25 protein-coding genes are annotated in these 24,765 nt (G+C 35.7%); 9 read left to right on the forward strand and 16 right to left on the reverse strand.

Translation table 11 applies throughout. The features are described 5' to 3' along the window. Window positions 1–3: 3 nt before the first annotated feature. Window positions 4–639 (reverse strand): MarC family NAAT transporter, encoded by a 636-nt coding sequence (locus I3217_RS02855; protein ID WP_435048217.1) that lies wholly within the window; start codon window positions 637–639, stop codon window positions 4–6. Window positions 640–775: 136 nt separating this feature from the next. Here I3217_RS02855 and I3217_RS02860 point away from each other — a divergent pair, with 136 nt between their 5' ends. Both I3217_RS02860 and hutI read left to right on the forward strand, forming a co-directional pair. Further along, complete coding sequence (locus tag I3217_RS02860; protein ID WP_435048218.1) at window positions 776–1,417, forward strand: hypothetical protein; 642 nt, start codon at window positions 776–778, stop codon at window positions 1,415–1,417. Between the two features lie 105 nt (window positions 1,418–1,522). Then, the gene (gene hutI, locus I3217_RS02865) at window positions 1,523–2,761 is read left to right on the forward strand and encodes an imidazolonepropionase (RefSeq protein ID WP_435048219.1); all 1,239 of its coding nucleotides are present in this window, start codon (window positions 1,523–1,525) and stop codon (window positions 2,759–2,761) included. Between the two features lie 85 nt (window positions 2,762–2,846). Here the strand turns inward: hutI and I3217_RS02870 are convergent, their stop codons facing one another. Continuing rightward, entirely contained in the window at window positions 2,847–3,731 is an 885-nt protein-coding gene (locus tag I3217_RS02870; protein ID WP_435048220.1) for a chromosome partitioning protein ParA, read from the reverse strand. A 131-nt stretch (window positions 3,732–3,862) separates the two neighbouring features. Between I3217_RS02870 and I3217_RS02875 the strand changes: the two genes are divergently transcribed. The 3 genes from I3217_RS02875 to I3217_RS02885 all read left to right on the forward strand — a co-directional run bounded on the left by I3217_RS02875 (window position 3,863) and on the right by I3217_RS02885 (window position 6,015). After that, entirely contained in the window at window positions 3,863–4,882 is a 1,020-nt protein-coding gene (locus I3217_RS02875) for a formimidoylglutamase (RefSeq protein ID WP_435048221.1), read from the forward strand. Window positions 4,883–4,921: 39 nt separating this feature from the next. Next, window positions 4,922–5,704 (forward strand): MBL fold metallo-hydrolase, encoded by a 783-nt coding sequence (locus tag I3217_RS02880; RefSeq protein ID WP_435048222.1) that lies wholly within the window; start codon window positions 4,922–4,924, stop codon window positions 5,702–5,704. 71 nt (window positions 5,705–5,775) lie between these two features. Then, window positions 5,776–6,015, forward strand: a complete 240-nt coding sequence (locus tag I3217_RS02885; RefSeq protein WP_435048223.1) for a hypothetical protein — start codon at window positions 5,776–5,778, stop codon at window positions 6,013–6,015. Between the two features lie 80 nt (window positions 6,016–6,095). On the opposite strand, the gene ettA is transcribed toward I3217_RS02885, so the two are convergent. Beyond that, on the reverse strand, window positions 6,096–7,787 hold the full coding sequence (ettA, locus tag I3217_RS02890) for an energy-dependent translational throttle protein EttA (protein WP_435048224.1): 1,692 nt from the start codon (window positions 7,785–7,787) through the stop codon (window positions 6,096–6,098). Window positions 7,788–7,789: 2 nt separating this feature from the next. Then, a complete protein-coding gene (locus I3217_RS02895; RefSeq protein ID WP_435048225.1) occupies window positions 7,790–7,972 on the reverse strand; it encodes a CAL67264 family membrane protein in 183 nt (60 codons plus the stop codon). A 455-nt stretch (window positions 7,973–8,427) separates the two neighbouring features. On the opposite strand from I3217_RS02895, the gene I3217_RS02900 reads away from it, so the two are divergent. Beyond that, window positions 8,428–9,612, forward strand: coding sequence for an MFS transporter (locus tag I3217_RS02900; RefSeq protein ID WP_435048226.1), 1,185 nt, complete (start codon window positions 8,428–8,430; stop codon window positions 9,610–9,612). A 77-nt stretch (window positions 9,613–9,689) separates the two neighbouring features. On the opposite strand, the gene I3217_RS02905 is transcribed toward I3217_RS02900, so the two are convergent. From I3217_RS02905 to I3217_RS02915, 3 genes are all read right to left on the reverse strand, one after another. Further along, window positions 9,690–10,412: a pirin family protein gene (locus I3217_RS02905; protein WP_435048227.1), complete on the reverse strand. Its 723-nt coding sequence runs from the start codon at window positions 10,410–10,412 to the stop codon at window positions 9,690–9,692. Window positions 10,413–10,528: 116 nt separating this feature from the next. Further along, entirely contained in the window at window positions 10,529–10,966 is a 438-nt protein-coding gene (locus tag I3217_RS02910) for a MarR family winged helix-turn-helix transcriptional regulator (RefSeq protein WP_435048228.1), read from the reverse strand. Between the two features lie 98 nt (window positions 10,967–11,064). Beyond that, window positions 11,065–11,595 carry an NADPH-dependent FMN reductase gene (locus I3217_RS02915; RefSeq protein WP_435048229.1) on the reverse strand — a complete coding sequence of 177 codons (531 nt, stop codon included), beginning with the start codon at window positions 11,593–11,595 and terminating at the stop codon, window positions 11,065–11,067. Window positions 11,596–11,741: 146 nt separating this feature from the next. Here I3217_RS02915 and I3217_RS02920 point away from each other — a divergent pair, with 146 nt between their 5' ends. Together I3217_RS02920 and I3217_RS02925 are read left to right on the forward strand one after the other, a co-directional pair. Continuing rightward, the gene (locus I3217_RS02920) at window positions 11,742–13,370 is read left to right on the forward strand and encodes an acyl-CoA carboxylase subunit beta (protein ID WP_435048230.1); all 1,629 of its coding nucleotides are present in this window, start codon (window positions 11,742–11,744) and stop codon (window positions 13,368–13,370) included. Window positions 13,371–13,429: 59 nt separating this feature from the next. Further along, window positions 13,430–13,852 (forward strand): DoxX family protein, encoded by a 423-nt coding sequence (locus tag I3217_RS02925; RefSeq protein ID WP_435048231.1) that lies wholly within the window; start codon window positions 13,430–13,432, stop codon window positions 13,850–13,852. A gap of 66 nt (window positions 13,853–13,918) precedes the next feature. Here the strand turns inward: I3217_RS02925 and I3217_RS02930 are convergent, their stop codons facing one another. The 3 genes from I3217_RS02930 to I3217_RS02940 are packed head-to-tail and all read right to left on the reverse strand — an operon-like array spanning window position 13,919 to window position 17,045. Then, on the reverse strand, window positions 13,919–15,001 hold the full coding sequence (locus I3217_RS02930) for an AMP-binding protein (RefSeq protein ID WP_435048232.1): 1,083 nt from the start codon (window positions 14,999–15,001) through the stop codon (window positions 13,919–13,921). Beyond that, window positions 14,985–15,995 (reverse strand): CPBP family intramembrane glutamic endopeptidase, encoded by a 1,011-nt coding sequence (locus I3217_RS02935; RefSeq protein ID WP_435048233.1) that lies wholly within the window; start codon window positions 15,993–15,995, stop codon window positions 14,985–14,987. The genes I3217_RS02930 and I3217_RS02935 overlap by 17 nt, the downstream gene beginning before the upstream one ends. Before the next feature lie 9 nt (window positions 15,996–16,004). Beyond that, complete coding sequence (locus I3217_RS02940) at window positions 16,005–17,045, reverse strand: o-succinylbenzoate synthase (RefSeq protein ID WP_435048234.1); 1,041 nt, start codon at window positions 17,043–17,045, stop codon at window positions 16,005–16,007. 180 nt (window positions 17,046–17,225) lie between these two features. Between I3217_RS02940 and I3217_RS02945 the strand changes: the two genes are divergently transcribed. Next, window positions 17,226–18,146, forward strand: a complete 921-nt coding sequence (locus I3217_RS02945; protein ID WP_435048235.1) for a S1 family peptidase — start codon at window positions 17,226–17,228, stop codon at window positions 18,144–18,146. Between the two features lie 120 nt (window positions 18,147–18,266). On the opposite strand, the gene I3217_RS02950 is transcribed toward I3217_RS02945, so the two are convergent. From I3217_RS02950 to I3217_RS02975, 6 genes are all read right to left on the reverse strand, one after another. Then, window positions 18,267–18,989, reverse strand: coding sequence for a T9SS type A sorting domain-containing protein (locus I3217_RS02950; protein ID WP_435048236.1), 723 nt, complete (start codon window positions 18,987–18,989; stop codon window positions 18,267–18,269). A 399-nt stretch (window positions 18,990–19,388) separates the two neighbouring features. Continuing rightward, a complete protein-coding gene (locus tag I3217_RS02955; protein ID WP_435048237.1) occupies window positions 19,389–19,811 on the reverse strand; it encodes a VOC family protein in 423 nt (140 codons plus the stop codon). Window positions 19,812–19,900: 89 nt separating this feature from the next. After that, window positions 19,901–21,526, reverse strand: coding sequence for a hypothetical protein (locus tag I3217_RS02960; protein ID WP_435048238.1), 1,626 nt, complete (start codon window positions 21,524–21,526; stop codon window positions 19,901–19,903). A 17-nt stretch (window positions 21,527–21,543) separates the two neighbouring features. Beyond that, window positions 21,544–22,650, reverse strand: coding sequence for a DUF6544 family protein (locus tag I3217_RS02965; RefSeq protein ID WP_435048239.1), 1,107 nt, complete (start codon window positions 22,648–22,650; stop codon window positions 21,544–21,546). 534 nt (window positions 22,651–23,184) lie between these two features. Further along, window positions 23,185–23,739, reverse strand: a complete 555-nt coding sequence (locus I3217_RS02970; protein WP_435048240.1) for an OsmC family protein — start codon at window positions 23,737–23,739, stop codon at window positions 23,185–23,187. Between the two features lie 141 nt (window positions 23,740–23,880). Continuing rightward, window positions 23,881–24,744, reverse strand: coding sequence for a helix-turn-helix domain-containing protein (locus I3217_RS02975; RefSeq protein ID WP_435048241.1), 864 nt, complete (start codon window positions 24,742–24,744; stop codon window positions 23,881–23,883). Window positions 24,745–24,765: the final 21 nt, after the last annotated feature.

Below are 24,765 nucleotides of genomic sequence, written 5' to 3' on the forward strand. Positions count from 1 at the left end.
ATTCTAAGCTAAGTGCCATGTCGCTACAATAGTGCTAAGTGAGGAAATAATATACTCTACCCCAATAGCAATCACGATAAACCCTATAATGCGCGACAAGGCATTAATCCCGGATGCTCCCAGAAATTTAACTATAAAATGAGCACTTTTTAAGATAAGATAAATAGCCAGTATTGTTAAAACTATAGCGCTAAGTATAATCGATATATCTTCAATTTCAGTGAACTCCTGATTATAAGTTATTAATAACGAAATGGTACCTGGCCCCGCCAGCATGGGAATGGCCAGAGGAGTTAAACTTACTTCATTTCGCGATTGAATATCTTCCTCTACCCGCTTCCGTTTCATTCCTTTATGTTCTACAAATTTACCCGTTAATAGGGCAAATCCGGAAGACGCTATAATAAGACCTCCTGCAATTTTAAGCGCATTTATAGTTATCCCGAAAAAAGACAAAATATATTTGCCCGCGAAAAACGAAAGCAACAAGATTATAAAAGCATTTACCGCGGTCCAGAAGGCCAAAACAGCACGTTCTTTTTTAGAATGCTCGGTAGACAGTCCTACAAAAACGGGCACTGTGCCCAGCGGATTCATAATTGAAAATAATGCCCCGAAAGTGGTTAAAAATAGTTCCATGTTTTTTCTGCAAAATTCAGTGTTTTTTATAGAATTAAAGGTTAAGCCAAGCTTAAGTAATTTTAAATAGTAGTATAAATAAATCTGGTCAAGATGCCGTAATTGTTAGCCCGTTAAAAAGCTGTACCTTTATATTATGAAGCGTGTCACACAACATAAAACAGTATTATTAATTGTGGCTGTTATCGGTATACAAGCCTGTTCTTCTGTACCGTATTTAAAACAACAGGGAATTAACCAAAACCTTAAAACCTTAACTGAAACGTATTACCAAATACAATCTGATACTGATTCAATCCTATTAAAACAAGTACATTACACGTTTACTAAACAAGGTCGGATAAAAACATCCTTTACTCGAAACAAACAGGGAGACACACTAATTAAAACCGAAAAAAAACTGTTTTTTGACAAGCAAAGTTTTCCTAATACCCCTAACTATTATTGTAAAACCCGATGGAAAACAAAACACAGGGAACGCATTAGTTGTTATACACAAAAACGATATAAACAAAACGAAAAAATAAACTGGTACGCTCCTAATGGAAGAATTTTAAAAAGTGTAGACAATTTTACCTCATATTATACTACCCAATATCAGTATACTACTGACACTTTAAAACAAATCACAATAAAAGATACTTTAAATACCCTAATTGATTTTATTAGTATTAACTACGATAACCAGGACAGCTTCAATTTTCCTCAGCTCATAACACGCAGACATCACGTCACAGATAGCCTGATAAAAGTATACCGTTATCCCGAATATTACTAAGCTAAACTATTCGTGTGTTTATTACATTTATTCGGAATTCCGTGATTAAAACGCTCCCTCTAAGTGGATATAATTGTTTAAATTTAGCCTTATAAAACTAAATACATGTCTATACTCATAACTAACATTAAACAACTGCTTCAAACCCGTGACACTAATGTACTTAAAGTGGTTGGAAGCGATATGAAACACCTGCCCTATATTGAAAATGCTTACCTGTTAATAGAACACGACACCATAGTCGAGTTTGGGGAAATGAAAGATATGGGTGATACCGTTGCCGAACGGGTTATAGATGCTACCGATAAAATAGTTCTACCTGCATGGTGCGATTCGCATACCCATCTGGTATATGCAGGACATCGCGAACAGGAATTTGTAGACCGCATAAACGGCCTGAGCTACGAAGATATTGCCAAGCGTGGTGGCGGTATTTTAAATTCGGCAGAAAAGCTGGAACAAGCCACTGAAGATGAATTATACGAGCAAGCTGTTGCCCGATTAAAAACCGTTATGAGACTTGGAACCGGAGCTATAGAAATTAAATCGGGCTATGGTTTAACCCCGGAATCTGAACTTAAAATGCTTCGTGTTATTAAACGTATAAAACACGATTTTAATATTCTGGTAAAAGCAACATTCTTAGGCGCTCATGCTGTTCCTAAAGCGTTCAAAGGCAATAAGGAAGGGTATGTACAGCAAATAATTAATGAAATGATTCCAGAAATCGCCAAAGAACAACTGGCCCATTATGTGGATGTATTTTGCGAAGAAGGTTATTTTACACTGGAAGACACCGATAAAATTCTGGAAGCCGGAACGGCACATGGTCTGGTTCCTAAAATCCATGTCAATCAGTTTAATGCCTTTGGTGGTGTGGCTTTGGGAGTAAAACACAAAGCACTTTCAGTTGATCATCTGGAGGTTATGAATCCGGAAGATATTGAAGCTCTAAAAGGAAGTGACACCATGCCTGTAGCTTTACCTTCATGTTCATACTTTTTAAGTATTCCGTATACTCCGGCGAGAGCTATTATTGATGCGGATCTACCATTAGCTCTAGCAACTGATTACAACCCAGGCTCTACCCCTAGCGGAAATATGAACTTTGTTGTTAGTACAGCCTGTATAAAAATGAAAATGACGCCGGAAGAAGCTATAAATGCAGCCACCATTAACGGGGCTTACGCTATGGGTGTTAGTAATATGTATGGCAGTATAACCAGGGGTAAAAAAGCGAATGTTATTATTACAAACTGTATTCCAAGTTATAACTATCTGCCGTATGCTTTCGGAGAAAATCACATTGATACCGTTATCATTAACGGACATATTGTAGACTAAAGCTCTTAACTTTATTTCATAAAAAAAACCCCGGATATTTAATATATCCGGGGTTTTTAGTATTATTCTACTAAATACTAGAAGTCTATTTTAACGTAAATTCAGACGTTGACACTAAATCTTTCGCATTGTATACATTTACTACATAGCGTCCGTCAAGGAATTTCTCTTCGCCATTACCTGCTACGAATTCACAAACATTTAAACTTGTATTTTCATAGTTAAAACGGCTTACTAAGCTGTAGTTTATAGTGGTTTCTCCAAATACAACCTGCTCGTTAGCACCTAGAATATTGTTTTTAGGGTCTATAACCTGAATGTATAACTCCTGGTCTCCTGCCTGTACTAAAGTGTTTTTAGCTACCGTAAAACACACGCGAATTTTGTCTACACGTCTGGCACGTTCTGTTGGGATTAATTTACCTGAGCTTCTTTCTATTACACCAAAACCTTTTAAACCTACTGTGTTTAATACCGCTGCATTTTCCATGACTTCTGCTAAAGCTGTATTTTGTACCAATAAAGAATCGGTAAACATGTTACGCTCTTCTAAACGTACTCTTGTACTGTCTAAAGACGTTGCCAATAACGAATTTTCAACCTTAAGCTTTTCGTTTTCTTCCATTAAGGCATTCATTTCCTTTTGTAAGCTTACGTAACGTTGTTTGTATTTCCAAAGACTTTTTACGTTGGTTTCAGAGATTTGAAGCGAGTCCATAAGGCCCTGAATACGCGCCCTTGCTTCAATTAAATTATTATTTGCTATTTCATTTTCACTAATGGCAGCATCGTATTGCTTCGCCATATTGCTTAAATCGTTCATTACTAATTGCTTTTCCTCACGAAGCTGAGTTTCTGTCTCTTTCTTTTGTTTCATTAAGTCGAACGTGTAAAACGCTGTTCCTAAAAATAAGACTAAAGCAATGCCTAGAGCTATTTTCATTCCGTTACTCTTCGTATTGTTTTCCATAATTTTGTTTAATTTTTAATTAATAAGATTGGTTAAGTTGATATTCGATTTTTATAGTTTAATATTATTAAAATAAAGGCCGCCAAACAAAAAAACTTGTATTTTTAATTTTGAAACCCTAATTATAATTAATGGATAAACTAGTTTTATTTACAGAATCTGATTTAAAAGCACTAACGCAATACCGAGCACTCGAAACTAAGTTTGGCGAAAACGTTATCACTTTATCATCCTCTAGCAATATATACGAGCAACTTAAAACTTTGGACGTCGAGTATGTACTTATTGGACTTCCTGAAGATGTAGGGATTTTCGCTAACATGGGTGTTAGCGGGACTTCAGGCGCCTGGCATTGTACCATAAAAAATTTGCTTAATATTCAGAAAAACCAGTTTACCAACCCAAACAAGCTTCTTATACTTGGTCATTTAAACTTCGATAAAGAGCTGGAAAAACTACAAGGTCTAGACCAGAGCTCCCCGAAACATATTAGCAAGGCTCAAAAAATGGTCAAGAAAATTGATAAGGCGGTTACTCAACTAATTTTTGAAATTACTAAAGCGGGTAAAACCCCCATTATTATTGGTGGCGGACATAATAATGCCTATGGCAATATTAAAGGTACTGCTTTAGCCTTAAATAAACCGATAAATGCCATTAACCTTGATGCGCATTCTAATTTCAGACAGGACAAAGGCAGACATAGCGGCAACGGCTTTACTTTTGCCTATACCGAAGGTTTTCTTAAGGACTATTTTATTTTCGGTATGCATGAAGATTATACCTCAGAAAATACCTTTAAGACTTTAAACAAGCTTAAACATATTCAATATAACACCTACGAAGACATAGAAATTAAGCAAAATACATCCTTTAAAAAGGAACTTCTATTTGCGTTAAACCATATTGAAGCCCGCCCTTTCGGAATAGAAATAGATGTGGATGCCATTCAAAATGTAGGCAGCAGTGCAATGACCCCAAGCGGATTCAGTGTAAAAAAGGCCAGACAGTTTGTTCATTTCTTTGGAAAACACCCCCAAGTAAAGTATTTACATATTTCGGAAGCCATCCCTTTATCTGAAAACGACAACCAGATTGCTAAGCTAATATGCTATTTAATTACTGACTTCATGAGAGCAAACTCAAAATAAATTTGTAATTTTTAGCTAATAATCAAAACCTTACATCTTATGAAAGCATTAATTATAGGTCTGTTTAGTTTAGCAACTTTTTCCTTATGTCCTTTAAATAAAAAACCTGTTAGCTCCCCAAGTAATATTATTACAGCATCTTTACCTGGAACGTCGCCTGAAACAAAAGTCATTCCGCTTTCGCACGCCACTTTTATTTTAGAGTTTGATGACCTGACTGTTTATATTGATCCTGTTGGAGCCGCAGAAGTCTTTAACGGACAAAAGTCACCAGACCTTATTCTAATTACAGATATTCATGGTGATCATTTGAATGAGGAAACTCTGGAAGCCATTATTCAACCTGAAACCATGATAATTGCGCCACAAGCGGTTGCTGATAAACTATCTTCGGGCTTAAAACAACAGACATCAATTCTGAATAACGACGAATCCAAAGCTTTTAAAAGCTTGAATATTGAAGCTATTCCCATGTACAATTTAAGAACGGAAGCTTTAAAATTTCATACTAAAGGACGAGGCAACGGCTATATTATTAACAACGGAAAAGAACGCATTTACATATCGGGAGATACTGAAGACATTCCGGAAATGCGTCAGTTAAAACATATCGATATGGCATTTGTTTGTATGAATTTACCATACACTATGCCTGTCGATAAGGCAGCGAGTGCTGTTCTGGAATTTAAACCCAAAGAAGTTATTCCATACCACTATAGAGGCACCGATGGTTTTAGCGATGTTAACCAATTTAAAATGCTGGTTAATAGTAAAAATTCAAACATAAAAGTAACTCTACTAGATTGGTATTCAAAAAATTAACACGACTTACATAAAGTTTTCAGATAAAAAGAATATATTTGACTTGCTATTAACCAATTAACCCCCACATCATGTCGAATACTACCTGCTTTATCGGCTCAACTTTTATCGGTTTGGCCTTAATACAACATCAGGCTATTGTTATAGGTCTGGCTATTACCGTTTTTGTTTTCCTAATTTTACTGGTATTAGGTTTAATTAACACCTATAAACTAAAAGCTGAAAACGATAAACTTGCTCAAATTAATCCTCTAGAATCAGAGGAAGAAGATAAATCTTATAAAGATTTTACTGAAGGGCATCTATATTAACTAAATCAGAACTCCTATAAACCAAACATAAAAACAGCCCGCAAGTGCGGGCTGTTTTGTTTATAAATTTCAAATCCGGATTAACGGACTAACTTTTTATATTTTATACGCTTAGGCGTTAAATCGCCACCCAGACGTTTCTTTTTATTCTCCTCGTATTCACTGAAACTACCTTCGAAGAAATACACTTGAGAATCGCCTTCAAAAGCTAATATATGGGTACAGATTCTATCCAAAAACCATCTGTCGTGGCTAATCACTACTGCGCAGCCTGCAAAGTTTTCCAAACCTTCTTCCAAAGCACGTAATGTATTAACATCTAAATCGTTAGTAGGCTCATCCAAAAGTAATACATTACCCTCTTCTTTAAGTGTCATGGCCAAATGTAACCGGTTACGTTCCCCTCCTGAAAGTAGTTTTACCTTTTTATTCTGCTCACTTCCGCTAAAATTAAAACGACTTAAATAGGCACGAGAATTAACCTGCTTTCCTCCCATTAAAATCAATTCCTGCTCATCACTAAAGTTTTGCCAGATTGTTTTTTCCGGATCTATATTTGCATGACTCTGATCTACATAAGCGATTTTTGCGGTATCACCAACAGTAAAGGTTCCTTTATCCGGAGTCTCCTCTCCCATAATCATTCTGAAAATGGTTGTTTTACCAGCTCCGTTAGGACCAATTACTCCTACAATACCAGCCTGTGGTAAATTAAAGTTCAGGTCTTCGTATAATAATTTATCGTCAAAACCTTTACTAATACCATTAGCATCGATTACATTGGTTCCTAAACGCGGACCATTTGGAATATAAATTTCTAATTTTTCGTCAAGCTGTTTTTGATCCTGACTCATTAACTTATCGTAATTCTTAAGACGAGCCTTTTGTTTGGTTTGTCTTCCTTTAGCACCCTGACGCACCCATTCCAACTCTCGCTCTAAAGTTTTCTGACGTTTGGAAGCCGTTTTATTTTCCTGTGCCAGACGCTTCGATTTCTGATCTAACCACGATGAGTAATTTCCTTTCCAAGGAATTCCTTCTCCGCGATCTAATTCTAAAATCCAGCCAGCTACATTATCCAGAAAATAACGGTCGTGAGTTACTGCTATTACAGTTCCTTTATACTGTGCTAAATGCTGCTCTAACCAATGTACCGATTCGGCATCGAGGTGGTTGGTAGGCTCATCCAGTAGTAACACATCCGGCTCCTGAAGCAACAAACGACATAACGCTACGCGACGACGTTCCCCTCCGGAAAGGACACTGATCTTTTTATCGCCATCCGGCGTTCTTAAAGCATCCATAGCTATTTCCAGCTTAGTATCCAGTTCCCAGGCATTAGAAGCATCAATCTGATCCTGAAGCTCTGCCTGACGCGCCATAAGCTTATCCATTTTATCCGGATCAGAATATACCTCTTCCAGACCAAACATATCGTTAATCTTATTGTATTCTTCAAGAATAGCCACCGTTTCGGAAGCACCTTCTCGTACAATTTCCATAACAGTTTTATCCTCATCCAGCTTTGGCTCCTGCTCTAAATAACCTACAGAATAATCCTGGAGAAACGTTACATCTCCCTGATAGTTTTTATCTACCCCAGCAATAATTTTTAACAGGGTTGATTTCCCTGAACCGTTTAAACCTAAAATACCAATCTTGGCACCGTAGAAAAAACTTAAATAAATATTCTTTAAAACCGGAGTATTAGCTCCAGGAAATGTCTTGGTTAAACCAGACATTGAGAAAATAACTTTCTTATCGTCACTCATAATTAAACTCTACCTTTTAATGCATTAAAAACCCAGGCGATAGCAAAAAAACCTATCCCAACAGAGGCGAATCCCCAACCTGCTACGTCGTTGTATCTAAATGCACCCAGTGCTATTAAACCTAGTCCTACTAATATCATAATGGTTGTAGCCCATGTTAAAACTGTATTTTTATTCATTGCCATAATTTGAAATTCTATGTTACACGCATTTCCTTGTACTGTAGTTACAAGGTCCGGAATATCTTATTTATTCTTTTTTTAAGGCCTTCACCTTTTTTGAAGTTCACTCATCCCGGTCTCCTGCGAAAATTAAAGCACAAATATCGTGTTTTTAACACGAATTGTAAAACATAAAAATAAATATCTTTTAACATGTACTAAAACACCAAAACCACTGATTATCAATCACAAAACACAAATACACTTATAGTATCATTTAATATAACCAATTAACTTTTTTAAAAATTTATTATGAGTTCATTAACAAACAAGCTCATAATATTTCAAAAAAAGAAAAGTCTTCTTCATTTTTTACCAAGTTTTGAATTAACGTTTTTTTTATGCATATGAGTCAAAAACAATCCTGAAGTCTGTCTAAATTTGCAGTTGCTTTTAAAATAAAAAAAGCACCGTTTAATATGAATAAAGCTTTACTTTCTTTAGCTATTGGAGGATTCGGTATCGGCTTAACCGAATTTGTAATTATGGGGATTTTACCCGATGTAGCTACAGCCTTTAACATAAGTATCCCTGAAGCAGGACACTTTATTTCAGCTTATGCTTTGGGCGTTGTTGTTGGTGCTCCAATACTTACAGGGTTAGGCAGCAAATGGCCGGCCAACAAAGTCCTTTTTGGACTCATGCTCTGGTTTACCCTATTTAACACGCTTTCTGCTTTTGCTACAGGTTATACTTCGTTTTTAATTTTACGTTTTCTGTCCGGCCTACCTCATGGTGCCTTTTTTGGTATTGGAGCTGTTGTAGCTGGAAAACTTTCTAAACCTGGAAAAGAAGCTCAGGGTATCGCTATTATGTTTAGTGGTCTAACCTTTGCCAATTTACTAGGTGTTCCATTGGGTACTTACCTTGGAAAACATTTTAACTGGAATATTTCATTTATAATGGTGGGAATCGTTGGAGTTTTAGCTGTTTTAGGTGTAAAATTCTGGATGCCCCTTTTAAAACAATCTTCGGAAGTTAGTTTCTTAAAAGAATTTAAAATCTTCAGACGCCTGGAGTTGTGGCTGATTATACTGTTAACCACCATAGGTACAGGCGGATTCTTTGCCTGGTATAGTTATATCGCTCCTTTGATTACCGAAGTTGCCGGTCACCCAGATCAAATCGTATCTCTGGCTATGATTCTGGCGGGTTTAGGCATGGTTATAGGCAATTTTATAGGAGCTAAACTAGCTGAAAAGTTTTCACCCATCTATGCTATAATTATTACCCTGAGTTGTATGGTTATCTGCCTTTCGGCCAATACATTCCTTGCTACCGATAAGGTGATGATTTTAGTAATGACTTTTATAATAGGAGCCATAACCTTTTGTTTATCCACTCCTATACAGGTAGCCATAATTAATGCATCAAAAGGTTCAGAAACTTTGGGCTCGTCCCTTAACCAGAGTGCTTTTAATATCGGAAATGCTTCAGGGGCTTACTTAGCCGGCTTACCTATAGCCATGGGCTACGGTTATACAGCTGCCGATTGGGTTGGTGCTGCTATGGCTGGCACAGGAATTCTCATTGCTTTTAGTATTATCGTTCTACGAAAAAGACGTAAAAAACAACAACATGTTCTTAAAAACTGTTATAATTAAATTTACCCTATAAACAACAAAAAAGGATTCAGTTAAACTGAATCCTTTTTTGTTAATACACTGTTTTTATAATTTTTCTAAAACTGCATTGGTACTTCTATAAATAGTAAGGATGTTTCCTCTACTGTTTTCACTTCAAAACGTTTTGTATTACTAATACCAACAGCATCACGGGTTTCCAACTGTTCATCAGCAACTATCGCTTTTCCACTGATAATCATGACATAAACACCGTGATTTTCGCTTTTAAGCGTATAAGTAAATTCCTTTTCGGCATCCAAATCAATTCGGGATAATATAGAATCCTGATGAATTTTTAAACTTTCTGAATGCGCGTCTTCCATTGACGTTACTAAAACCTGCAAAGTATTACGTCGGTCTGCATTTTTAAACGTTTTCTGATCGTAGCGAGGTGCCACATTCTGTGTGTCCGGTATTACCCAGATCTGAAATAAACTTAAATGCTCGCTGGTCGATCCGTTGATTTCGGAATGCTGTACTCCTGTACCAGCAGACATTACTTGTACTTCACCAGGCAAAACCGATTCCCAGGAATTTCCCATAGAATCTCTGTGTTTTAGCACGCCTTTTAAAGGTATGGTAATAATTTCCATATTCTGATGCGGATGTGTTCCAAACCCCATACTAGGCGCAATAACATCGTCGTTTAATACCCGTAATGCTCCAAAATGCACACGTTCCTCGTTGTACCAGTTAGCAAAACTAAAGGAGTGATTAGCCTGTAACCAACCATGGTTGGCAAAGCCTCGGCTTTCTGCTTTATGTACTATAGTTTTCATTGTAAATTGTTGTTTTAAATTAAATTTCAGGTAATCGTTTTACTTTCAGATTTGTTAAATAATAACCTGAAAATTTTAAGGCTATTGATTCTACAGTAAAACGCGTCTTACTTTTATTATCGAATTTTATCTAATAAGTCACTTAATTGTTTAGCCTCTGCTTCATTTAAATTCTGAAGAAGGGATTCATTGTGATCATCAGCTATAGCTTCCAATAGTTTTTTTCCTTTTTCTGTTATTTCAATATGGACCACACGACGGTCTGCTGGGCAGGAAATCCGTTGTATTAAGTCTTTCGCGCATAATTTATCCATGAGTCTTGTGGCATTTGGTGCCCGGTCTATCATCCGTTCCTTTATGGTTTGCACTTTTAAAGGTGCATCAGCCCCATTTAAAATCCGTAAGATATTATATTGTTGTGGCGAAATACCAAAGGGTTTAAAAAAATCATTTTGTAAACTTGTAATCCAGTTTGCCGTATACAAAATGTTAATCAGAGCTTTTACACGCTGACTCGGAAACCGAGAAGTGATATCTTTAGAAATATCTCCCATACTTTTTATATTTTACTTAATACTTAAGATATAGCTAATTGAGAGCTTCGCTTATTTTGCTACACAATAATCCAATTATAGGTTTCTGACCCCGGTTATTACAAAGCGTCTTTAAATATCGCTACAGCATTCTCTAAACTTTGTCTTAAAGCTTCATCGGTAATACGCCCGGAACTAAAATGCTCCTTGAATTTTGGCAATGAAAAACTGGCTACTACATTACCTCCGTTAAATGGAAAGCGTGTCTTTGCCATATCTAAAACCGAAGCACCTCCCCTTGCCCCCGGCGATGTCGCCATTAATAACATGGGCTTATGCTGCCAAAGTTCCCCTTCGATACGAGACATCCAGTCGAACAAATTTTTAAACACTGTAGAATATGCGCCATTATGCTCAGCCAAAGACAAAAAAATACCATCTGATGCTTTAATATATTCTAAAAAACGTTTAGCATTATCAGGTATCCCCTGCTCTTCCTGAAGATCCACTCCAAAAACAGGTAAAGGGAAATCATTTAAATCCAGAAGTGTAATTTCGGCATCCTCTACCAAACTCGACGTATATGTTACTAACTGTTTATTTATAGACGTTTTACTGTTGCTCCCTGCGAAGGCTAAAAGCTTTTTCATAACTGTTTGTGTTTTAATTCTTATCAAAGATATAACAAATAAATTTAATTTCCTAGGAAGATATACCCATGTAACTTATTTCATTATTCATATAATTGGTTTAGTATTTTTGAAACTTTCGTACTTTAGCGACAAATTCTTAGTACATGGATATCAACTTCAATAAAAACGAAGACTACAATAAACTTTTACTATCCGATTTAAAAAAGCGTCTTGCCAGAGTTAGTCTTGGCGGAGGTGCCAAACGTATAGAAAAACTACACAATAAAGGCAAACTTACAGCGCGGGAACGCATTGCGTATTTATTAGATCCGAATACAAAAAGTATAGAAATTGGAGCTTTTGCCGGAGAAGAAATGTATCAGGAACACGGTGGTTGTCCTTCCGGTGGTGTCGTAGTTAAAATAGGGTATATAAAAGGTAAACAATGTATTGTAGTGGCTAACGACGCTACGGTAAAGGCAGGAGCCTGGTTTCCTATTACAGGTAAAAAGAATTTACGTGCCCAGGAAATCGCCATAGAAAACAAACTTCCTATAATTTATCTGGTAGATAGTGCTGGTGTATATTTACCATTACAGGATGAGATTTTTCCGGATAAAGAACATTTTGGGCGTATTTTCAGAAATAATGCTATTATGAGTAGTATGGGCATTACCCAGATTGCTGCAGTTATGGGCAGTTGTGTAGCCGGTGGAGCGTATCTTCCTATTATGAGCGATGAAGCCTTAATTGTTGATAAAACAGGCAGTATTTTTCTTGCCGGAAGCTATCTTGTTAAAGCTGCCATAGGCGAAACCATAGACAACGAAACCTTAGGTGGAGCCACAACGCATTGCGAAATAAGCGGAGTTACCGACTATAAGGCTAAGGATGACAAAGATGCTTTACTTACCATTAGAAATATAATTGATAAAATCGGGGATTACGACAAAGCCGGATTTAACCGTGTCGAATCGCAAAAACCAAAAGCACCACAACAAGACATTTATGGTATACTTCCTAAAAGTCGTGCCGACCAGTACGATATGAAAGAAATCATTAAACGTCTGGTAGATAACTCTGAATTTGAAGAATATAAAGCAGGTTATGGTAAAACCATTATTACAGCTTATGCCCGCATAGATGGCTGGGCCGTAGGTATAGTAGCTAACCAAAGACAACTGGTAAGAACCAAACAGGGAGAAATGCAGTTTGGAGGTGTAATTTATAACGACAGTGCCGATAAAGCCACACGATTTATAGCTAACTGTAATCAGAAGAAAATTCCTTTAGTGTTTTTACAGGATGTAACAGGATTCATGGTCGGTTCTAAATCGGAGCATGGTGGCATTATTAAAGACGGTGCTAAAATGGTCAATGCTGTAAGTAATTCGGTAGTCCCTAAATTCACTATCGTTATCGGAAACAGTTATGGAGCTGGAAATTACGCTATGTGTGGTAAAGCCTACGATCCACGATTAATTGTGGCCTGGCCCAGTGCCGAACTGGCGGTAATGAGTGGAAATTCGGCTGCTAAAGTACTGCTGCAAATCGAGACGGCATCACTTAAAGCCAAAGGCGAAACCATTACCCCTGAAAAGGAAGAAGCATTGTATAATCAAATTAAATCCCGTTACGATAATCAAGTGTCACCGTATTATGCTGCAGCCCGACTCTGGACCGATGCTATTATAGATCCGCTGGATACCAGAACATGGATTTCAATGGGTATAGAAGCAGCAAACCACGCTCCGATAGAAAAGCCATTTAACCTGGGTGTTATACAAGTTTAACTTTTAATTTAGACTAAATTTTCGTAACTTAAATACATATAAACCAATATGTTAATATTATGGAAACTATTAAAGCTCTAAACAAATGGGCTAATGTACACACCTCTATTCCAATCGATTTATTACGCATTGGACTTGGAGTCTTTTTATTTGCCAAAGGCATTAGTTTTATGTCGAGTACGCAAATTCTGATGGACTTATTATCTCCTTTTCAAAACTGGGCCGGCGGCATGCTTATTATGCATTATGTAGCCCCTGCTCATTTTATTGGAGGACTACTTATTATATTCGGACTCTTAACTCGTTGGGCCATAGCTGCACAGTTACCAATTCTATTGGGAGCCATTGCCATTAATTTTGCCGGAGATATGCAAATAGGTAATCTTGTTTTAGCAACAGCTACTTTTTTAATATGTATATTCTTTCTGGTTTATGGCTCGGGAAAACATTCTGCCGATTACTATTTTAAAATGCAGCAATAACAAATTTTAATATTATTAAAAAAGCCCGCTAATGTGTAGCGGGCTTTTATTATTTCACTTTAAATTTTAAACCTTAGATTTTAGTAAATCCAGAGTTAGCTTTCGTCTTATTTTACGCGTTGGTGTTTCAACAAACTTGTCAATAAAATAGATTTGTTTAGGTCTGGTATTTTTTTCCAGTACTTCAAAAATTTTCGGGTCTATGGCTTTCTCCTCCCCTTCAACAACCAATATTAACCGTTCTCCTAATGTTTCATCCTCTTCAGAACTTATAAAAAATCGTTCTTTCATTTTCGATGCCAGCAGGGTTTCCAGTTGTTCCGGAAATACTTTCAAGCCTCCAGAATTCACGACATTATCAACACGTCCCAACCACTCAAATTCCGTATCAGAATGCATTGTAACCACATCGTTGGTTTGTAAAGGTTCATCTATTAAATGAGGAGCATCTATACGCAAACATCCGTTCTCGCTTTGAGATACCTTTACCTTAGGCAATACTTTAAAATTATTAGATTTTTTAGGACCGTTTAAAGGTTTTATAGCAATATGACTAACCGTTTCGGTCATCCCATAAGTAGCATAACACTTAGTCTTTACTTTTGACAGGGCTTCAAGCAAAGTGTCGGACACCGCTGCACCACCAATAATAATGGTTTTAAAATGATCTAATTTAGGTAGTATATTTTCTACCTGAAGTGGTATCATTGCAGAAAAATCATACACTTTTTCTTCGTCGAATACCGGTGTGGCACGCGGAGGTACCACATCAAGATTTAAACCTAAAATCATGGCACGAACCAGCATCATGCGTCCCGAAATAAAATTAGTAGGCAAACAATGTAATACTTTGTCCCCCGGTTCCAGTTTAAAGGCATTTCCAGTAGCTATAGCCGAATTTACCATGGCCTGTTTTTTAAGTTTTACCCATTTAGGTTCTCCTACAGAGCCCGAGGTTCTTACCGTTACATAATCCTTATTATCCAGCCATGCCTGCAAAAAATCTCCCAGGTTCTTCTCAAAAACATCGCCTTCCTTAATAAAACTATACGCAACCTCTTTTAAGTCTTCGGTATCGTAATATCTTCCGTTTAATTTAAACTTTAAATGGATCTTATCGTAAGTTGGTATTTTACTCTTGGTTATCATAAGTCTCAAAATTTATAGATTCAACAGCTTGGTTTTGTATGTGGTCCTGAGCTATTTCAGGGCTTGATTCGTAAACTTTTCCCGTTAATTTTTCTTTCCAGTTGGTCCATTTATATTTCTTAGAAAAAATAAACAATAATATTGGGAAGATGATAAATACGGGAATAAAAATATCTGTTAATTCTGCACTACTTGGATCTGAAATATCCTTAAACACCGAATACGTCTGAAACGCAGTCCAGTCGGCAGTTACCAGTAAAGCGGTAAACAGGTTATTCGCAGCATGAAATCCCAAAGCGAGTTCCATACCTTCGTCCATTAAAGTTAAAATTCCTAAAAACAGTCCGGTACCTATGTAGTAAATCATAATAACATACCCCAGTTTTTCCACTTCGGGATTGGCGATATGTAAACCACCAAATACCACAGAAGTTAACAATAAAGGAAACCACTTATTTCTGGTTATAACACCAATACCCTGCATTAAATACCCTCTGAACATATATTCTTCAAAACTCGTTTGTATCGGCACAAGAATAATAGCAATAACTGCCAATATTATAAATTTACCAAACTGGAAGTTTAGCAGATAATTCTCGGGAGATATAAAATAATCTATCAGAATCATTCCCGATGAGATTAACCCCCAGAAGAAAAAAGAGAAGCCTATACGCTTCCAGTCAATGCGGTCTCGTGTAGTTGTTAATTGTAAAATCGGGAGTTTATGCAAAAATTTTACCGCGATAAATAACAGAATTAACCCTCCCAGAAAAGGTAAAAGAATAAATATCAAATTTAAGTTAGAGTCGAAAAGGGTCATGATGTAGTTTACATCCTCCATTTTAGAAGCATCTACCCCACCCTGTAGTGTTTTTATGCTAATGGCAATTACATGAGGTATAGAAAACACCACTACACCTGCAATGGCTATAATTACACCTACAATATAGCGCCACCAATCGTGAAGCCCTTTAAACGCCTGACTTATATACATATTTTAGTTTTATAAATTATAATTCCAATCTTCGGTAGTTACATACTGCAATGTACCATTTTTTACCCGTAATGGCGAATCAAAATTATTAGTAAATAAACTCCCTGTTCCTAAACCTTGCGGCATATTGTTTTTAAGAGTAAACGTATATTGTGCTATTGCATTAAGGCCTATATTGCTTTCCAGAGCACTGGTTATCCACCAGCCTATATTTCTGTCTTCCGCCAGATTTATCCAGGTATCACTGCCTTTAAAACCACCTATTAAACTCGGTTTTAAAATAATATACTGTGGCTTTATAGTATCTAAAAGAAGTTGTTTATCCTGCGTTTCAAATACGCCTATTAGTTCTTCATCCAAAGCTATCCCTAACGGAGTTTCTTCGCAAAGACGTGCCATTTCACTGGCCTGCCCCGCTTTTATTGGTTGCTCTATGGAATGCAAGTCCCAATCACTGAGTCGTTTTAGTTTTTCTAGAGCAGAATCCGGCGTAAACGCACCATTGGCATCTACCCGAAGCTCGATATCTGAAACCGAAAATTCCTTACGAATAGATTGGAGTAAATTCAATTCTGTTTCAAAATTTATGGCTCCTATTTTCATTTTTATACATGAAAATCCAGCTTCAATTTTTTCTTTAATCTGCGCTTTCATAAAAGCTTCATCTCCCATCCAGATTAACCCGTTTATAGGAATATATTCTTTCCCGGAAGTAAATTTTGAGGGAAACAATACAAACGATGACAGCTCACTTTCCAATGACTTAAATGCTGTTTCCAAACCGAATTGTATACTTGGAAATTCGGTTAAAGCGTCCAACAATACTTCCAAGCCCACATGTATATTGCTACAGGCCCATCGCAGTCTGTCTTCATAATCCGTACGGTCATCTACCGAAAGCCCTCGTAAAATGCCACATTCTCCAATCCCCGTTTTATTTCCATCCTTTAAATGAATAAACCAGGTTTCCTTGGTTGTAAGCACGCCTCTGGAGGTTCCGCTTGGCCGTTTAAAATCTAAAATATATTTGTAATATTCTGCTGTTATCATATAGTCAAAAATAGACAATTATTTTGTTACTATTTAGCGTTTTCAGAAAAGGAATCCCCCAATTCCATTTCAGATCTAAACTTAATCATGCGGCTTATTTTAATTAGAAATATTACCTTTGCAGCCTTAAACTTTTGACCTTCTGAAAGGTCTAATGCATATAAAACTTTAATACATACTATGACCTATTTTTTAAAAGCAAGTCTGTTCTTACTCGTAATGTTTTCGGTTACAACTTCAAAAGCTCAGTTGTACAAAAATAATATCAGAGAATACAAAGCCCGAATTCCCGGAGAAGCCGCCAAATTAATCAAATCCGGTGAATTGTTTTTAACAGCAGATTCTTTAAGTCAAACCTTCAAACCCAATGGTTACGGGCCTATAGCAGTAGACTTAGAGTCCATGAAAAAGAAAAAATTAGAACCAGGAAAGATATACAATCGTGTAGCAGAAGCCACTGTAATTGTTTCTCCAACCGGTAAATGCGGTGAACTTACTGAGCGTGGTACCGAATGTGAAAAAATACATAGCTACCCAGCCACGGGATACATTATCGACTCGAAAGGAATTATCGTTACAAACTACCATGTCGCTAATGGCTACGTTACTAAAAACAACACAACCTCCAGAGATGTTATGATTGTTATGCTTAAAGATGGTACTACATTCCCGGTAACAGAAGTTTTAAGTGCTGATCAGGCCAACGATCTTGCCATTTTAAAAATAGACCCTAAAGGTCGCAAACTTCCAGCTTTACCAATTGCAACCAAAGATGCAGAAATTGGAGATCCAGTGTTTATTGTTAGTCATCCAAAAGGATTCTTTTATGCCTTTTCTTCAGGTATGGTTACCGATAAATTTAGTGAAAACAACTGGAGAGCCAGACAATATAGAAACATCATGGCTATTTCGGCCGATTTTGCAGCGGGATCCAGTGGAGGTGCTATTATCGATCAGTTTGGTAATGTTATAGGTACGGTGTCCTACACTAAAACTTTACAACATTCGGACGATCCTTCGAAAACTCAAATGATACTTAAAGCTACAATTCCAGCAGCAGAACTGCTTAAACTTATAAAAGAAGGAAATATCAAAAAATAGATTTATTATTTTATTACGAAAAGAGCGACTTTCAAGTCGCTCTTTTTTGTTTACTACAGTTTAAATTCATTATAGTAAAAACTAAAATTTTATCTAAAAATTTTTAATAACTCAAACAACCTAAATTACCAGTTTTCTTTTATTTGTTTGACCCGTTACAGGATTAGTTAAATTAATAACATAAACACCCAATGGAATAAAAGACATGTCTATAGTATTAAGTGTTTTAGAAACGGCGCCTTTACCTACATTTTGTCCTGTAATATTATATAATTCGTAATTATGTGGCACCCTGAGATTAAATACCTCTATGAGTTTGTTATAAGCGGCAATCTTAATTGTAGGAGATATTTCCTCTTCATCTACCTGAAGCGCAGCAGGTTTTTGTCCTGCTAAAATGGCTGTCCCCGGAGTAGACTGATAAGCGTAATCTTTAATAACCCATTGGGTTGCACTTATTACAGTTAATCGTGCCCATCCATAATGAGTTTCTCCATTTATATAAAACTGCAACCCCAGATATTTATCTATATTGCCTACCCATTGTTCTACAATCATTAACCCCAATGTATCGTAATAGTTGAAATTTTTTGAAATTACAGTATTTTCTGTTAGAGGAACTATCCATGACCAAAAAGGACCTCCTGTAGCTGCCAGACCATTAAAATCTTCGGGCATTGAGGTTATATAAATACTTTCACTAACTTCATTTGAGGTCAAACTAAAATCGGCATTACCATCATTATTTACATCCAGATTATAAGAATCTCCATCTTTTTCGCTGATAAAATCTGGTTCTAAATCTGTATAAATAATCTGAGCTTTTGAACTCGAAAATCCCATGAAGAGATTTATAAAAATGAAAAACGTCAAGGGGCATTTTAACCTAAGAGCAGCATTTGTTTTCATATTAATTAAGTATTTAAAAATGATACTTAAATTTAATAAAAACAAAGAACAAAACAAATCGTAACCAACTAATAACCAATAAACTAAAACTTCATCACGCAAACAATTTCCAGTTGACATCCCAGGTAGTCTTCTACTAAAATTTAAAGGATGATAATATAATGTCTAAATAAGTTTCAACTTATATTTTATCTCTCCACAAAACTGGAAGAATTCGGGCTTGTAAATATGCTAACAAAAAAACGGTTCTAAAACGGTTCTAAAAGTAAATTAATCTGGTCTTATTTTTACTATTTTCAAAACTACCGAAAATATAGCTTTCAACTTAAGATATCATTTATAAAATTCCTTTTCATTAACTTTAAGCGTCGTTAATTCAACGGTATGACCATCCGGGTCTTTAGTGTATAAGGAATCAAAGTAATAATGATCCTGAACATTATAATCCAGGTTCAACTCTCTATATCGCTCTTTAGCCCTTTCAAAATTTTCAGATGTAACATGAAATGCAAAATGATCAATTTTTACATTTTTGGAATCTGGATCAAGTTCGGGATCTGAAGTGTTTGCCGGAAATAACGCTATTCCCGATTTTCCATTAAGTAAAAAGATGGGGAAATCTCCCCATTCAGACAATTTGTAACGTTTGAGTCCCAACACATTTTCATACCATGCAGCAGACACTTCCATATCTGATACACGAATCGCAATATGGTCTAAAAATTCTATTTCTATTTTAGTTTTACGGTCTTTCAAAAGTTATTAATATTAAAACATTCTTTTCAGTTTTCTAAATATAATCAATCATACCCCATAAAAATCACTAATAAATAAACTATCATCCTTCAACTCTTAACCTGTTTCCTTCTCGTTTTATACTTTACAATAAAGCGGGGAATTTGCAGGATATCAAATCCAACAATATATAATTCTGATGTTTCCATAAGACAATTGTTTATAATAGTAAAAGGAAAATTTTGCCTGTAAATCAGAGGCTTTTTGATTTGATAAGGCTCATATTCATTTTTAATATCAGCCATTGATTTCCAATTCCCTGTGGAAAGTGTTGAAGCCTCACTCCATTTAATAATATTTGGCACCAGTTCTGTAATATCTAAAACCTGGGTTTCATTGGGGTAATATAATGCCAAGGTGTTTTTATACAGTTTAGTAAAATCAGGTTCAGTCTTATAAATTCGCCAAGAATTTATTTCCGGAATTTTTGAAATTACACTTAAATCTTTCTGTCCTATAGTATGAACTGTGAAAACACCTAAATTTTTGGCATTCGCCTCTGGAGCGCCCCAATAGCGTTTTTGTCTTGCATAAGACAAAGCTCCTATCCGCTTAAGAATCATATTATTCATTCCATCCACTGTAGCCTGATTTGAGTTAGGATAATAACTAAAAGCACCGTCTTCCTCAACATAATATTTATCGAAACTCTTTTGAATAAAATTAGCTATAACCGTTTTCGCCTCTTCTTTGTGTTGTACTGAGGCATCTTTCCACAAACAGGCAAGAAGCATTTTTATCCCTTTAGCCTGTCTTAAATTCCATTCGTGAACCCACTCCAGATTACCATCTTCTGGCATTGGCTCTTTAAGACCTTTTAAAGTTTCACTAAAAAGTTTATCTCCAAATTGCAAGGGAAACTCTTTGTAAATATCCTTTCCGTTAGTGTTCCTGAATTTTTTCACAACAGAATAGCTGTTATTGATATCTCTTTTCAATAAACGTTTAGTTTTTATGTGTTTTGGTCCCCATAAACCGGTTTCTGAATCCTGAAAATTATACATCCATTTTAAAAGGGTATACTTCCACTCTGATGTAAATTGATACAGATTGTTTTTTTCAATGCTATTTTCAGCTTCTACATTACTAAATATATCCCGAGCGAAGTGAAAAGTCGTTTGAGGGAATTTGGCTCCAAGAGTATTCATATAAGATATGTCATTTAAGTAAGCTTCCAGTTTATCTGGTGTATTTATTTTGTCCAGAAAACTAAGCGGATATTTTAATTTTAAGGGTTTTGTGGTAGAATCCTGTAAAGCTTCGAGGTGCAACACCATATTTTCGGTATTCGAAAAATACGTACAAAACGGAGCTGAATTATCCATAAAAGCTCCGGTCTCAGGATTCTGAAGATTCAAATAAAAATCAATTTCCTCCTGCTTACTTGCAAACTCCGGTATTTGTATCAGGTTTTCTTTATTACTCAAAAAATTGTGGTACTCAGAAACACCCTTTAAAGCTTGTATATAATTACCTTTTCCTAAAAGATATCCAAAACCAAGCATATGAAATTCAAATTCTGCCATGTAATATCCCTCTTCCTGTAACCGCTTATTCATTTTAAAAAGGTCTTTTACCTGAGTCTTCACTCTAAATGACAAAACCACGCCGGCAAGAATTATTATTAAAAACAGGCTGAAAAAGCCAGATATTATATGCTTTTTATTCCATTCCATTTCATTAATTACTTCCTCTAAAATTGTTCTACAGCAGTTACATTATAATTTACACTTTTATATACGAATTGACCGTATACAAAATCTCCATTCGGCTTGTGAAATATCACTTTTCCCCTACCAGGTAACATATATCCATTTAGCATTTTATAATGTTCTACAGGTGTAGACCATGGATAATTATGATATTTTTCTCCATCAGTTTCGTATCGGTCATAACTCATAAAATTGACCAGTTCATGTTTTTTATTAAAATAAAGCGCTGCTTTAATTGTAATCCCTCCGTTTGTGAAAGATGCTTTTACCAGTGTGTCATTTACACTTTCCCAAGCTATTCGTTTATCAATAAGTGTGGCCGGAGCAATAAGACACATATCATTAAACAAAGTAACTGTTTCTCCACGATCCATTTCCTTTCCTTTAGCGTCCACAACTTTAAACCAGTTTAAAAGCTTAACCTGAAAGGTGGCTGTTTCATTTTGATATATATGTAAAGCTGTAACCGGCAGCCCCATTTTCGTTCCTGATATATAAAAGTAACGCGAAGGATTTTTAAAAAAATTGTATTGAATAGTTTTTATTGGGATCCCTTTGTCATCGGGAGTAGAATACATTAAACCGGAAAATTCTGCTTTAAAATTTTTAAGTTTTGGCTGACCGACAGATTTCGTATATCGAAGATAGTTTTTTACAGCCACAGGTAAATGAGCAATATCCTTTTCGGTCAATATTCCTGTGGGCAAGATAGTAGTTTCAGAAAAATCAGAATTTACTCTGGATTTAAATTCCTCTCTCAACTGAAATGCCCCTAAGCCCATTAAAGACACAATAAAGATTATTATATTAGGCAGAGTTCCAAATTTTGCATCTTTCCAAAAGAAACTAATTAACACCTGAGACATAAATACAGCTATCAACCCCAAAAGCCAGGTATAGTTTCCTTTTGTAGCGTAAAGCACACTAAAAATTAAAAACAATACAGCTGACAGCAACCATAATACGCCTATTGGTTTAGAAACAGGAAGTGTTAGTCCTTTTAATTCAGCAAATCGAAATCCTTTAACAAATCCCATTACATGAATTAATGCGTGAAATAATACAAGACTTAAAAATACAATTTTCACAGGTCATTCAATATTTTCAGTTTGGCGCTCCTGCAAACACATAACTCACTAAATCACCTTAAGTTACGAAATTATAGCCAAATTCCTTTTATTATGAATGACAAGCTTAAGAACTAGTACCACATTATTTTTCAAACAAACTTTACTCTGTTCTCTTCTTGACAACTTCTAAATCAGCCCGTCAATTTTACAATAAAACTTCTACTTAAAACTATGTATTTTTAACTGCAAAAAGCGACTTTAAAGTCGCTCTTTTAAGTATAGACTACTTATATTTTATCCCCTTTTGTAAAGGTCTGTTGTGAAGCTGGGTTTACGAAACAAATGAGACCTGGACATATTTATAGTTGTTTTATATTCGTATTCTGGTTTAATTTTCATGACTTTTAAAATTAATTATTGATATCTCCTTTTTGAATTCCATGCCTGACTTTTAGTTCTAGCTAATGTTTGTTTTTCGTGATTGTTATGTATAGTTATCATAAGACCTGATTTTAGTGATTTTTAATAAAAAGTATATTCCTTTGTTTTAATTTATTCTATACCAACCTGCACATCTGTTGGATAAATTAAGGAATTGAAAAGCGGAGATTGTTTAGCTAAACTTAGAAGCTCTTCTTTCTGCTTGTCATCAACACCTGTTATATTAAAACTTACCCGGATTTGGCTGAACCCTTTGGCTCCTGTTGCATTCAAACCTAAAAATCCTTTAATATCAATATCTCCCTCTACTTTAGATGACACTGTGCCGATTTCAATACCGCGAGCTGCAGCCAAAAGCACCATGGCTGTTGTCATACACCCAGCAAGACCATGAAGCAGAACTTCTCCCGGATTAGCACCTTTATTAGCACCTAATAATACAGGTGGTTCATCATTATCATAAATAAAAGGTTCTGTCCGACTGGTATCTTCCTGTCCGGCACCGTAGAATCCCTGAATGTAACTTCTGTTATGTCCGGCATCAATCCACTTATTAGTAGCTCTTAGTTCAAAATTTCCAATATCAGGGTTTTCTTGCAATGTTGTTACAACCTGTGCTATTGCCCCCTGATCAAATCCGTTTACTGTTTTTGTTAAAGCTTCCATACTTTGTTTTTTTATTGATTAATAATTACTATACAAAAGTATGCCAGCAAAGGCCCAGTGAGATAGGCCTAAAAGTTCAAAAAATCAGCAATTTAGACCAAAAGCATAGATTCATTCGTTTTAATAGCGATTTATAAAAAATTATTGAGCTTCACGAAACTGAAGCGGTGTCGTTAAATATTTCTGCTTAAATGCTCTGATAAAACTGGAAGGTTCTTCAAAACCACAATCAAACCCAATTAGGTTTATTGGTTTATCTGTGGTTTTTAACAAGTGTACAGCCAAATCCAGACGTTTGTTAGATAACCATTTGCCCGGTGAACAATTATAAATATCCCTAAAGTTTCTCTTAAACGTACTCAAACTCATGTTGCACAACCTGGCATATTGGTCCAGATTTAAACAATAAGCATAATTTTCTTCCATAATCTGACTCAACTGATCACTTTGCTCCTTATTAATAGACAGCAGGTAATCTGCCAGTGTTTTATGGATTGGATTTGTAAAAATATTAAGTAACAGTTCTTCAAATTTAAGTTGTAATAAATTTTTGTCCGGATAAGACGAAGAACTTAAAAAAGCCGCTAGCGAATTTACATAACCTTCCAGATAATGATCCAATTGCACTCTTATTATAGCATCGGTTACAAAGGAATCGTTTGAAGATTGTTGGTTAAGACTAGCTGAAAACCGTTGCATAAACGTTTTAATAAAATCATCGGGGATAAACACCATGAGCGCACAATAATCCTCATCAAAATACTGATGTACCAAATTGGCACCTTTTTTTACAAACAATGAATCTCCGGTTTCAACAATGTAATCATTTTTAATACTTCGCCACATTTTTTTTCCTGAAGTCACAAAAACAAAATAATTCGCATCAGACCATATGCCAGCTTTAACCTCCTCAACCAAACATTTATATTGGATAAACATCAGATCATGTATCTGGAGTTTTTTAAAGGTATTACTTGTTTTAAGATATCCGTAAAGATCTAACATGGCTAATTATTAAAGAATAAA

The sequence above is a fragment of the Formosa sp. S-31 genome (assembly GCF_051172795.1).
Lineage (GTDB): Bacteria > Bacteroidota > Bacteroidia > Flavobacteriales > Flavobacteriaceae > Formosa.

Bases quoted from the DNA above. Each gene is read 5' to 3' on its own strand.
- I3217_RS02920 (WP_435048230.1), top strand. From the start codon at position 11,742: ATGGATATCAACTTCAATAAAAACGAAGACTACAATAAACTTTTACTA.
- I3217_RS02960 (WP_435048238.1), bottom strand. From the start codon at position 21,526: ATGGAATGGAATAAAAAGCATATAATATCTGGCTTTTTCAGCCTGTTT.
- I3217_RS02905 (WP_435048227.1), bottom strand. From the start codon at position 10,412: ATGAAAACTATAGTACATAAAGCAGAAAGCCGAGGCTTTGCCAACCAT.
- ettA (WP_435048224.1), bottom strand. From the start codon at position 7,787: ATGAGTGACGATAAGAAAGTTATTTTCTCAATGTCTGGTTTAACCAAG.
- I3217_RS02855 (WP_435048217.1), bottom strand. From the start codon at position 639: ATGGAACTATTTTTAACCACTTTCGGGGCATTATTTTCAATTATGAAT.
- I3217_RS02935 (WP_435048233.1), bottom strand. From the start codon at position 15,995: ATGTATATAAGTCAGGCGTTTAAAGGGCTTCACGATTGGTGGCGCTAT.
- hutI (WP_435048219.1), top strand. From the start codon at position 1,523: ATGTCTATACTCATAACTAACATTAAACAACTGCTTCAAACCCGTGAC.
- I3217_RS02930 (WP_435048232.1), bottom strand. From the start codon at position 15,001: ATGATAACCAAGAGTAAAATACCAACTTACGATAAGATCCATTTAAAG.
- I3217_RS02880 (WP_435048222.1), top strand. From the start codon at position 4,922: ATGAAAGCATTAATTATAGGTCTGTTTAGTTTAGCAACTTTTTCCTTA.
- I3217_RS02925 (WP_435048231.1), top strand. From the start codon at position 13,430: ATGGAAACTATTAAAGCTCTAAACAAATGGGCTAATGTACACACCTCT.
- I3217_RS02915 (WP_435048229.1), bottom strand. From the start codon at position 11,595: ATGAAAAAGCTTTTAGCCTTCGCAGGGAGCAACAGTAAAACGTCTATA.
- I3217_RS02945 (WP_435048235.1), top strand. From the start codon at position 17,226: ATGACCTATTTTTTAAAAGCAAGTCTGTTCTTACTCGTAATGTTTTCG.
- I3217_RS02940 (WP_435048234.1), bottom strand. From the start codon at position 17,045: ATGATAACAGCAGAATATTACAAATATATTTTAGATTTTAAACGGCCA.
- I3217_RS02860 (WP_435048218.1), top strand. From the start codon at position 776: ATGAAGCGTGTCACACAACATAAAACAGTATTATTAATTGTGGCTGTT.
- I3217_RS02900 (WP_435048226.1), top strand. From the start codon at position 8,428: ATGAATAAAGCTTTACTTTCTTTAGCTATTGGAGGATTCGGTATCGGC.
- I3217_RS02870 (WP_435048220.1), bottom strand. From the start codon at position 3,731: ATGGAAAACAATACGAAGAGTAACGGAATGAAAATAGCTCTAGGCATT.
- I3217_RS02875 (WP_435048221.1), top strand. From the start codon at position 3,863: ATGGATAAACTAGTTTTATTTACAGAATCTGATTTAAAAGCACTAACG.
- I3217_RS02910 (WP_435048228.1), bottom strand. From the start codon at position 10,966: ATGGGAGATATTTCTAAAGATATCACTTCTCGGTTTCCGAGTCAGCGT.
- I3217_RS02970 (WP_435048240.1), bottom strand. From the start codon at position 23,739: ATGGAAGCTTTAACAAAAACAGTAAACGGATTTGATCAGGGGGCAATA.
- I3217_RS02975 (WP_435048241.1), bottom strand. From the start codon at position 24,744: ATGTTAGATCTTTACGGATATCTTAAAACAAGTAATACCTTTAAAAAA.
- I3217_RS02950 (WP_435048236.1), bottom strand. From the start codon at position 18,989: ATGGGATTTTCGAGTTCAAAAGCTCAGATTATTTATACAGATTTAGAA.
- I3217_RS02885 (WP_435048223.1), top strand. From the start codon at position 5,776: ATGTCGAATACTACCTGCTTTATCGGCTCAACTTTTATCGGTTTGGCC.
- I3217_RS02895 (WP_435048225.1), bottom strand. From the start codon at position 7,972: ATGGCAATGAATAAAAATACAGTTTTAACATGGGCTACAACCATTATG.